Origin of the sequence: Paraeggerthella hongkongensis (assembly GCF_003726035.1) — a bacterium.
GTDB classification, from domain to species: Bacteria; Actinomycetota; Coriobacteriia; order Coriobacteriales; family Eggerthellaceae; genus Paraeggerthella; species Paraeggerthella hongkongensis.
In genome coordinates this window covers 22,893-32,825 of record NZ_QICD01000029.1, presented here as the reverse complement: position 1 = coordinate 32,825, position 9,933 = coordinate 22,893, and the positions used below count along the sequence as shown (strand labels likewise).

9 protein-coding genes and 1 pseudogene are annotated in these 9,933 nt (G+C 61.9%); 1 reads left to right on the top strand and 9 read right to left on the bottom strand.

Features of this window, described 5'->3' with window-relative positions:
* Positions 1-258 (bottom strand): annotated as a pseudogene (locus DMP08_RS10685) (putrescine carbamoyltransferase); the annotation flags it as partial.
* A 74-nt stretch (positions 259-332) separates the two neighbouring features.
* A complete protein-coding gene (gene aguA, locus DMP08_RS10680; RefSeq protein ID WP_123192869.1) occupies positions 333-1,454 on the bottom strand; it encodes an agmatine deiminase in 1,122 nt (373 codons plus the stop codon).
* Positions 1,455-1,667: 213 nt separating this feature from the next.
* Between aguA and DMP08_RS10675 the strand changes: the two genes are divergently transcribed.
* Positions 1,668-2,444 (top strand): helix-turn-helix domain-containing protein, encoded by a 777-nt coding sequence (locus DMP08_RS10675; RefSeq protein WP_211328431.1) that lies wholly within the window; start codon positions 1,668-1,670, stop codon positions 2,442-2,444.
* A gap of 31 nt (positions 2,445-2,475) precedes the next feature.
* On the opposite strand, the gene moaC is transcribed toward DMP08_RS10675, so the two are convergent.
* The 7 genes from moaC to DMP08_RS10640 form a co-directional block, all read right to left on the bottom strand.
* Positions 2,476-2,973, bottom strand: a complete 498-nt coding sequence (moaC, locus tag DMP08_RS10670) for a cyclic pyranopterin monophosphate synthase MoaC (protein ID WP_123192867.1) — start codon at positions 2,971-2,973, stop codon at positions 2,476-2,478.
* Between the two features lie 117 nt (positions 2,974-3,090).
* Positions 3,091-4,092, bottom strand: a complete 1,002-nt coding sequence (gene moaA / locus DMP08_RS10665; RefSeq protein WP_123192866.1) for a GTP 3',8-cyclase MoaA — start codon at positions 4,090-4,092, stop codon at positions 3,091-3,093.
* Between the two features lie 165 nt (positions 4,093-4,257).
* Positions 4,258-5,370, bottom strand: a complete 1,113-nt coding sequence (locus tag DMP08_RS10660) for a sulfate/molybdate ABC transporter ATP-binding protein (protein WP_123192865.1) — start codon at positions 5,368-5,370, stop codon at positions 4,258-4,260.
* A complete protein-coding gene (modB, locus tag DMP08_RS10655; protein WP_123192864.1) occupies positions 5,367-6,743 on the bottom strand; it encodes a molybdate ABC transporter permease subunit in 1,377 nt (458 codons plus the stop codon). Before modB ends, DMP08_RS10660 begins: the two co-directional genes overlap by 4 nt.
* A gap of 119 nt (positions 6,744-6,862) precedes the next feature.
* Positions 6,863-7,771 (bottom strand): molybdate ABC transporter substrate-binding protein, encoded by a 909-nt coding sequence (locus tag DMP08_RS10650; protein ID WP_123192863.1) that lies wholly within the window; start codon positions 7,769-7,771, stop codon positions 6,863-6,865.
* Between the two features lie 527 nt (positions 7,772-8,298).
* Positions 8,299-8,904 carry an ABC transporter ATP-binding protein gene (locus tag DMP08_RS10645; protein WP_123192875.1) on the bottom strand — a complete coding sequence of 202 codons (606 nt, stop codon included), beginning with the start codon at positions 8,902-8,904 and terminating at the stop codon, positions 8,299-8,301.
* A gap of 127 nt (positions 8,905-9,031) precedes the next feature.
* A complete protein-coding gene (locus DMP08_RS10640) occupies positions 9,032-9,925 on the bottom strand; it encodes an ATP-binding cassette domain-containing protein (protein WP_123192862.1) in 894 nt (297 codons plus the stop codon).
* Between the last annotated feature and the right edge of the window lie 8 nt (positions 9,926-9,933).

Below are 9,933 nucleotides of genomic sequence, written 5' to 3'. Positions count from 1 at the left end.
CTCGTGGCCGCCCAGCTGGATGGTGCCCGGGCCGTAGAACTGCGCGTGGCCGCCCAGGTCGGTCATGGCCGTCTCGAAGGAGATGCGGGTGCGGGTGGACACCTGCTGGAAGATCATGCCGAGCGTCCTGTCCTTGAGCACCTGCGGGTAGCGCCCGCCCTCTTTGATCATGGTCTTCATGGAGCGCGCCAGCTCGATCATGTCGAGCAGCTCTTCTTTGGTGAAGTCGTTGGTGTCGATGTAGTCCTTGACAGTCACAATGCCTCCTTCATGAGGGGATGCGGGCCGCTCGGGACGGCCCGCACATGGATGCAAACGATTCGCAGGTCTTTCTAGCCCAGCTTCGCGGCGATGGCGGCCGGGTCGGGCTGCTGCAGCGCCATGCAGTGGATGTTGCCGCCGCACAGCGACCACTCGCGAGTGTAGATCTTGATGATCTCGCGATCGGGCATGAGCTCGGCGAACAGGTCGCACGCCACCTGGTCCATCGGGTCGCCGTACTGGGGAACCAGCAGGCCGCCGTTCACGAAATAGCTGTTGATGTACGTGATGGCCAGCGGCAGGTCGGCCTCGCGGGACGCAGCGTCCTTGCAGAGGTCCACGCCGGCGCTCTCCTCTTCGGAGATGCGGATGATGCCGGGGATCGGAATCTTGTGGATCTCGAACTTCCGCCCCTTCGCGTCGGTCTCCTCGGACAGCACGTCGTAGGCGGCCTTGAGGTTCGGGTACTGCGGGTTGTCCTCGTCGTCGGTCCACGAAAGCGCCAGCACGCCAGGGCGGACGAAGAAGCACACGTCGTCGATGTGGCCGTCGGTCTCGTCGAACGCCATGCCGTCCTTCAGCCAGATGATCTTCTCAAGGCCCATGTACTCCTTGAAGTACCACTCGACCTCTTCCTTGGTGAGGTGCGGGTTGCGGTTGTGGTTGAGCACGCTGTTCTCGGTTACGATCAGCGTCCCTTCGCCGTCGATCTGCATGGCGCCGCCCTCGAACACCATCTTCGTGGCGTCGTACGCGTCGTAGTTCTCAAGGTCCAAGAGCTTCGTGGCGAATTCCTGGTCGCGCTTCCACGGGAAGTACAGGCCGCCCTCAAGTCCGCCGTACGCGTTCCATCCCCAGGTCACGCCGCGCATGTCGCCCTCGTCGTTCACCACGTAGAACGGGCCTTTGTCCTGCGCCCATGCATCGTCGATGGTCATCTCCACCACGCGCACGCCCTCGGGAAGGCGGGTGCGAGCGTTCTCGTACTGGTCGGCCGAGCAGAACACCGTAAGCGGCTCGTGCTTGATGATCTCCTTCGCCACTTCCACCAGAACGGCCTGCGCGGGCTTGCCGCCGTTACGCCACGTGTCCTGGCGCTCGGGCCAGATGAGGAAGTCCTGCTTGCGCGGCTCGAACTCTCCGGGCATGCGGAATCCGTCTTGCTTCGGCGTGCTGTCGGTGATGATCTTCATGGTGCGCTCCTTCACTGATCGTCGTGGGCGTTCCCACCTGATGACCCCATCCTACCGACGCGCGGCGCGCTCCATCAGTACCCGCAAGGAGGGCATTTGAACAGTACCCCCGCCCGCAGGGGTACCCGGCCGGGTACCCCGACGCGAGGGAATGCGAATATGGTACGATTGCCTCAGAAGCGGACGGCCGGCGCGAAGGGAAGCGGGAAACCCATGGTGGAGCTAAGCGACAAGCGATGGCGAGCGATCGACGATCTTCTGCTCACGTTGTACGCAGCAACGGATCTTGCCGATCTGCGGCGGCGCGTGATGTGCGGCTTCAAGGCGCTTGTACCCTACGACAAGGGATTTTTCGATCTATGCGACTGCAGCGAGAGCGGTCGCTTCGTGTTCTTCGACCCCGTGTCGACGGACATGACCGACGAAGAACTGCTGTCGTACTACCAGAAGTACGAACCGGGCGACTACACCACCTGGCTGTTCTCAGTCAACGATCCCGTGGTGTACCGCGACTCCACCTTCGTCACCGATGAAATGCGCGACCGATCGGAACTGTACCGCGAATGGATGATCCCCATGGACGTTCATTACAGCATGGGCAGCACGCAGGTGGGCAACGGGATGATCTACGGCTCCATCACCTTGTTTCGCACCCGCGCGTCGGGCGACTTCACCGAAGAGGAAGAGGAATGCCTTGCCGTGCTGAACCGGCACCTCTCGACGTACCTGGCCGTAGCCTATCCCGCCGGGCTCAAACGCGACCAGGACAAGCCCGTGGTGGCGGACACCAGCCTCACGGCGCGCGAACAGGAGATCGCCGCGCTCATCGCCGAGGGATTGAGCAACCAGCAGATCGGCTTGCGCCTGTACATCTCGGAGAACACCGTGAAAAAGCACGTGAAGGGCATCTATCAGAAGATGGGCGTCTCGAACCGCCACCAGCTTATGGCCGAACTGTACCGCAGCGCCGCTATCGTGGTGGACGCGTAAGCGTCTTCCGCGGCGCTGCGAGAACCGCGTCTCAGCGCTCCCAAAGACCTGTTTTGCCGCCGTCTTTCTTGAGCAGGCGCACGTCCATGATCTCCATGCCGCGATCGACGGCCTTGCACATGTCGTAGATCGTGAGACACGCCACGCTGGCCGCGGTCAGCGCTTCCATCTCGATCCCCGTCTTTCCGGTAACGCCGCAAGTGGTCGTCACGTGAACGCCCACAAGCCCGTCCGCGCGCTCCCCTTCGACTACGGGAGCGCACTCGACCTTCGCCTTCGTGATGTTGAGCGGATGACACATGGGAATGAGATCGCTCGTGCGCTTCGAGGCCATCACGCCGGCCACGCGCGCGCACGCCAGCACGTCGCCCTTCGCAGCTTTGCCCTCGACGATGAGCGCAAGCGTTTCCGGCTGCATGGCAATGAACCCCTCCGCCACGGCAACGCGCTCGGTGTCGGCTTTCTGCGACACGTCCACCATGCGCACGGCACCGTTCTCGTCGATATGGGTGAGGTGCTGATCGGTCATAAGGTGCTCCTTGATTCGTGAACTCACAGATTGAAAACCGCAGGCTGGCACTCGCAGGCCTGCAAGAAGGGCGAGCGCGAAAACACGGCTCGGCAATCCGCAGACCGTCGAAAGCCGCTACCCGCCAATTTGGCTCATGCCCCTTTCGGTGCCCACCTTGTCGTGGTGCTCGTCGGGCTTCGCCCCCAACGCACGCGCGAACACGGCACGCTGCTCGGCTTCGCCGCCCTCGCGCAACGCGGTGCGCAAATCGTACTCGTCGTCCGAGAACAGGCACGGACGAAGCTTGCCGTCAGCCGTCAGGCGCAGACGGTTGCACTCGCTGCAGAAGTGGCGCGACAAAGGGCTGATGAAACCCACCGTGCCCTGCGCGTTCGGGAACTCGAAGTAGCGCGCGGGACCCCATCCAAGCGGGCGATCGGTGCCGGCAGGAACCAATTCGTCCATGTCCGCAGCACGAGCGCGTTCGTTGATGATGCCGAACAGCTCTTCGCTTGGGACCACGTCCTCTTTGCCCCAGCCGCACCCGTGACCGCCGGAGCTTTCGCCGACGGGCATGTACTCGATAAAGCGAACGTGCAGCGGTCGATCGATCGAAAGCTTCGCAAAAGCCAGGTAGTCCTGATCCAAGCTGCGCACGGCCACCGCGTTGATCTTGACGGGATTGAACCCGGCCTCCAAAGCCGCGTCGATGCCGTCGAGCGTCTGTTGGAGCTCGCCTCGGCGCGTAACCTGGCGGAACTGGTCGGGATCGAGCGTGTCCAGGGAAATGTTCACGCGAGACAAGCCCGCCTTCTTCAGCTCGTCCGCCATCTTGGGCAGCAAGACGCCGTTCGTGGTCATCGAGACGTTCTCGATGCCGGGCGTATTCGAAATACCGCGAATCAAATCCGTCACGCCCAAGCGAACGAGCGGTTCTCCGCCGGTCAAGCGGATGCTCCTGATACCCATCCCCGCCGCCACGCGCACCGCCTGCTCTATCTCCTCGATGCGCAGGATGTCCCCGTGGGCAAGCGCCTGAACGCCCTGTTCGGGCATGCAGTAGATGCAACGGAAATTGCAGCGATCCGTCAGCGATATTCTCAAGTAATCAATGGTACGACCATGAGAGTCCTTCATGGAGACCACGCTCCCTTCTCGTCTGAGGATATAGTATAGGACATGATCCCCCGGCATGAGCCGAGCTTCTTTTGCAATCGCACCACAGAAGCCCGATCGCGGCCGATCGCAACCAGCCGCGCGCCCGAGAAAGCGAAACCTCCCGCTTCGAGAGGTTTCGTCGTCCTACTTCTCCACCAGGTACACCTTGTCGGGCGGAATGCGCATCCACAGTTCGTCGCCTTCGTGCGGCAGCTTGTCCGTGGCAACGGTCAGCTTGTCAACGCGCCAGAATAGGTGCTGGTGCAGGTACTTCATCTCATCGTCGGTACGCTTCACCGTGGGCACGGCCCGATCGTCTCGATCGAGAAATCCCAGCAGCGCCGTTCGTTCAAAGCGCGAATCGCTCACCCGGTCGACCCGCACGCGGAACGCGTTGGGACCCGGCCCTTCCGCCCGCTCGAGGAAAAATGCGCGCACGCCAAGCGTCTCCACGTTCGGCGGCACCTCGTCTTGCGTGTCGACCTCGATACCCCACTTGGGCAACCATACCCGATGCGAGCCCGCACGTTCCGCCGGCGTGGCGTTCTTGCAGCCGGAAAGCTTGATGCCCGCCGTCGATTGCGGACGATTGACCAGGTCGTCGCCCGTCCCCATCTCAACGATGCGTCCCGACTCCACCACGGCGATGCGGTCGCAGAAGCGCAGCGCCTCATCGATGTCGTGACTCACGTACAGTACGGTTCCATGGAACGCGTCGAACAAGCTGACCAGGTTCTGCTCGAGCACGCTTTTCAGGTGCGCGTCCAAGGCGGAAAACGGCTCGTCCAGCATGAGAATGCCCGGTCGCGCGGCCAGCATGCGGGCCAGCGCCACACGCTGCTGCTGACCGCCGGACAACTGAGCAGGGTAGCGGGTCTCGAAACCTTCCAGCCCAAAGCGCTTGAGCTCCGAGACAACGCGCGCAGCCCGATCGGCCTTCGGCACGTCTCGCCCGATGCCCGCACCCACGTTGCCGGCCACGGTCAGGTTGGGAAACAGCATGTAGTTCTGGAACAGCAGAGCCGTCTTGCGCGCCTGGGGCTTCAAATTAATGTTGCGCTCGGAATCGAAGAACACCTGCCCGTTCACCACGATGCGCCCCTCATCAGGGGTTTCGATACCCGAAATACAGCGCATGGTCAGGCTCTTCCCGCATCCCGACGCCCCCAGAAAGCCCAGCGTCTCGTCGCCCGCCTCAAACGCCACGTCCAGCTGAAACGACGAGAACTTCTTCTTGATAGCAACCTCAAGGCTCATAGCTCATCAGCTCCTCGCCGATACTTCGTCGTGCGCCTTCCCCATAAGTTGATGAACAGGATGACCACGAAGCTGAATACCAAAATGACGCACGTCCAGAACAGCGCCACGTCCACGTTGCCGCTCATCCACTCGAAGTAGATGGCGATGGGCACCGTGCGCGTAACGCCAACATAGTTGCCGGCCAAAAACAACGTGGCGCCGAACTCGCCCAGGGCGCGGGCGAACGAGAGCACCGTGCCCGCCGCGATGGACGACCACGAAAGCGGCATCATGAGCTTGAAGAATATCTTGCGATTGGACCAGCCGAGCGTGCGCGCGGCATCCAACATGTTTCGATCAAGGCTTTCGAAGGCACCGCGAGCGCTGCGGTACATCAGAGGGAACGCCACCACGACCGCCGCGATGACCGTTGCCGGCCAGCTGAAGATAAGCGGGAATCCAATGTCGATGAACCACTGTCCCAGCGCCGTGTTCTTTCCAAGCGCCAGCAACAGGAGAAAGCCGCACACCGTAGGCGGCAGCACCATGGGAATAGTGAACACGGCATCGGCGATGTCTTGCGCACGCTTCGGCATGCGCAGGCTGAAGTACGCCGCGGCAAGCCCCAGCACGAAGATGAACACAATAGCCGTGCCGGTGGTCTTGAGCGTGACCCACAGCGGCGACAAATCTATACCGCGCAGAAACTCGACGAACGACGCGACGCCCGTTGCGGACGGGGCTATATCGACGGCACCGGGTTCGACGATCTTGAGAAAGTCGACGTGCGTCGGGCGAACCAACCCGTCCACCGCCGTCGATACCACGTCGGAGCCGTCCTCTCCGATAGCCGTGACGTAGTACTTCCCCGCGCCAGCCTCAACGGCGAAGCCGTACACGATGCCGCCCACCGTGAAGCTGGGCTTGTCCGTGAAATGCCAGGGAACGTCGGCGCTCATCACAACGCCGCCGTTGAGGGCGGCCTTGTCGAGCGCAAGAAAGTACTCCCGTATCTGGCCTTGGGACGCAGGGTCGGCAACGTCGCACAGCCCATGCGCGGACGGCGGGACGTACACCACCACGTACTCCTGGGAGGCTACGGCAACCGCGTAATCCGCAGAGCTTCCCTGGTAGTAGCTGTAGCCCAGGTAGCGCCCGTCCAATTCGCGGTTCGAGCCCTTTTGAGCGCGGGAAAACTGATCGACAGCGAACGTTGCGCCCTCGATCAGGGCGGACTCGCCTTCAGCCGAAACAGCCACACCTCCGATATCCGACGACGTTTCGACCGACGAACCGCCATCCGCAGGCTCGTCGCAAAACGCGACGGAAGAACCCGCAACGCCGAAAGCCAAAGCCGCCGCCAGCAAGAAGGCGCCTATGCGTTTTCCCATCTTGTTCCCACTTTCACGTCGCACGGATTTCGCGATCGTACCACAAAGAAGAAGGATGGGAAGACCAGGCCCTCCCATCCTTCTTGCAAGGTTGCATGCCCTCAAGCCTGGCGAGTCCGCTAAGCCGCCAGCTCGAAGCCCCATTCCTGCCATATCTTGACGGCGCCCTCGTTGGTGAAGGCCCAGTCCAAGAACTCCCGAGCAGCTGCAGGATTCTTGGAATCGGCGCAGATTGCCGCAGGGTACAGAATCTTCTTGTGCGTATCCGCAGGAACCGTGCCCACGATCTTCACGCCGCCAAAGCGGTACACGTCCGAGCTGTACACCATAGCCAGATCCACGTCGCCGGAATTGGCGTACGAGCATACGTTGCCCACCGAGGATCCCTCGGTAACCTTACCTGCAAGCGGCGTGCCTTCAAAAGTGCCTTCCTTGCCGGAAGATTCCTTGCCGACAGCACCATCGGCGCTGATCCAGCAAGGCGGTTCGGTGGTGGACAGCGCCTGCTTGGCATAGTTGCCCGCCGGCACGTTGGCGTCGCCTACGGCCAGCGTGTAGGTCCCGGCCGAAAGGTCTTCCAGCTTGATATCGGAAACAGAGGCATTGTTCTCGCCCGTAACCAGCACCAACTCGTTAGTAAACATGTCGAAGCGGGTCGCTGCGTCAACGTAGTTGGAATTCACGGCCGTATCCATGGTGGCCTTCGACGCCGTAATCAGCACGTCGGCATACGAACCGGCTCCCAGCATTTCGTTCAACGTGCCGGAAGCCTCGTACTGCGTGTCGGCGAAAGAAACCCAGCTGTGGTCCTGCTTGTACAAGGCCTGAACTTCTTCCATAGCCTTCGACAGCGAGTTCGCTGCAAATATTTGCAGTTCAACGGCCTCGTGCGATTCTGCGTTGGACTGATTTTCCGCGTTCTGAGGCTCTTCAGCCTTCGGCTCGGACGAACAACCGAAGAGGGCGAATGCGCCCGCCATAGCGAACGCGCACGCCGCCGCAAGCACGATGCGGGTATGCTTCTTCATAAAATCCCTTTCTCGCGTCTTCTCTTGATTATCCCCCGGATCCACCGCGCCTGCCAAACAAGCGGCAGCCGCAGCTACCGTACGGAATCAGTCGCAGACCCGAGACTGTTCCTTATATTATTCTTAAAAGAAGATATAGTCAATTGGAAATGTTCTCTAAAAAGATCAGAGGAAACGATGGACGATAGGCAGACCGAGCGGATCACCAGGCTGCGTATCGGCCAAGCCCCTCCCTGCGCCTTCGCCGACGAGGCTCTGTCGAGCGCTCGGATACGGCACGGGCGCGCGGGCAAAGTTTGGGCACGAATCGGGAGCTGTGACAATTTCAAACGCGATCAAAGCCGCTTTTCGCGCATACCTCAAAACGCGACCAGGCCTTTTGCCGACGAATGGCTCGGGAGCGCTCTTTCAACAGCCGATTTTCTGCCACAGGTACCGTTTTGCGCCCACTTCGGGAACGCGACCCGAACCAGGGGCGTCACATCCCCGCCCCGGATCCCGTCCGCCCTGCCCGCCGTGCAGCCGGATCAACTTCGCCCGGTCAAATCTACCACACGCGTAGCAATGCGGTCGGTAAGCGCCGGCGAATGGGACACGAACACCAGGCCTATGCCTCGACGTTTCGTCTCGTCCACCAAAAAGCGCCAGATCTGAGCCTGCGTCACGGCATCGAGCATAGTGGACACCTCGTCGGCAATCAGGTAACGCGGACGCACCGCCAACGCACGGGCAATGCAGAACCGCTGCAGTTCCCCGCCTGAAAGCTCATGAGGAAACCGGGAAAGCCAACGACGCTGAATACCCAGGTCATCAAGGAGATCTTCAGATATAGGGCCCGCTTCCTCAAGTGTTTTTCGCATGCGCATACGCGGATCCACAGCCGTTTCAGGATGCTGCCAGATCATTTGCACGGGACAGGCTCCGCGATCGGGCAGCGGGTCGCCGTCCACCAAGATCCGACCAGCCTGCGGTTGCTCGAACCCGGCCAGCAGCCGACACAGCGTCGTCTTCCCGAATCCGGAAGGAGCCGACAAGGCTACGCGCTCATCAGGCGCAACCGCCAAGTCGAACCCCTCGTACAGCAATCGGGCGGTCCCGGGATACGCATAGGAGATGCCGCGGGCCTCTAACATGGCGAACCTCCGTCCGTCGCAAGCGCCGCGCATGCCGCCGCGCGAACGGCAAAGCGCATTCCCGCCGCGCTCCCGACCTTCGCGCATCGGCACCGGCTTCGGCCCTCGTTCGAGCGAATCGACAGCATCAAGCCTCACCCTCTTCGAAACCGTGCTCCGGCAGCGCGCGCCAAAGCGCGCGACTGAACTCGTGCTGCAGCAAGTCGGGCGAAGCGAAGTTCGCAACCGCCGTCTCCTCCACCACCGTCCCGTCGCGAAACACCGCCACGCGATCGGCCACGCGCAAAGCCAGTTCGATGTCGTGCGTGATGAGCATGACGCCGCCGCCCGCGTCGGCGAAGGCGCGGAAGTCGTCGAGCGCGCGAACGGCCAAGTCCAAGTCCAGACCGGGCGTCGGTTCATCGGCGATGATGACGCGCGGATCGTCCATGAGCGCGCAGCACAGAAGCACGCGGCGCGCCATGCCCCCGGACAGCTCGAAGGGGTACAAGTTCGCAACCTCCGCGGACAAACCGTACCGCTCGAACAGCTCTTCGCGCCTGAGACGGCGCTCGGACCGCGCCGCGCCCGTCCGAGCAAACCCTTCCACCTGCTTGCCCACCTTCATAAGCGGATCCAGGTAATTCACGCTTTGGGGAACCAGGGAAATCCCGCGCCCGCGCACATGCGCGAGCGTTGACGCGCTTTGCAGCTGGCCGTCGAACCAAATGCGACCGCGCACGGTGGCGTTCGGCTCGAACAACCCCAGCACCGCATCGGCCAGGAGCGTCTTGCCCGACCCCGACGCGCCCACCACGGCCACGATCTCCCCCACGTGCACCGAAATGCTCAGGTTGCGGATGACCTCGACCTCGCGCCGTTTTGCGCGAAAGAACAGGGCATCCTCTTCGTACATCCGAAACCCGATGCTCAGGTCTTCCACCTGCAGCAGATGATGTCCATGGTCATGCCGGGACGCTTCCGCATGCGCGTGATGATGGTGGATCTGCGCATCGGCGTGTCGTGTCAGCTCGTGCTCCATAGTCGCTC

Excerpts from the sequence above, each read along its gene's own strand:
- aguA (WP_123192869.1), bottom strand. The coding sequence starts at position 1,454 with ATGAAGATCATCACCGACAGCACGCCGAAGCAAGACGGATTCCGCATG.
- DMP08_RS10675 (WP_211328431.1), top strand. The coding sequence starts at position 1,668 with ATGGTGGAGCTAAGCGACAAGCGATGGCGAGCGATCGACGATCTTCTG.
- moaC (WP_123192867.1), bottom strand. The coding sequence starts at position 2,973 with ATGACCGATCAGCACCTCACCCATATCGACGAGAACGGTGCCGTGCGC.
- moaA (WP_123192866.1), bottom strand. The coding sequence starts at position 4,092 with ATGAAGGACTCTCATGGTCGTACCATTGATTACTTGAGAATATCGCTG.
- DMP08_RS10660 (WP_123192865.1), bottom strand. The coding sequence starts at position 5,370 with ATGAGCCTTGAGGTTGCTATCAAGAAGAAGTTCTCGTCGTTTCAGCTG.
- modB (WP_123192864.1), bottom strand. The coding sequence starts at position 6,743 with ATGGGAAAACGCATAGGCGCCTTCTTGCTGGCGGCGGCTTTGGCTTTC.
- DMP08_RS10650 (WP_123192863.1), bottom strand. The coding sequence starts at position 7,771 with ATGAAGAAGCATACCCGCATCGTGCTTGCGGCGGCGTGCGCGTTCGCT.
- DMP08_RS10645 (WP_123192875.1), bottom strand. The coding sequence starts at position 8,904 with ATGTTAGAGGCCCGCGGCATCTCCTATGCGTATCCCGGGACCGCCCGA.
- DMP08_RS10640 (WP_123192862.1), bottom strand. The coding sequence starts at position 9,925 with ATGGAGCACGAGCTGACACGACACGCCGATGCGCAGATCCACCATCAT.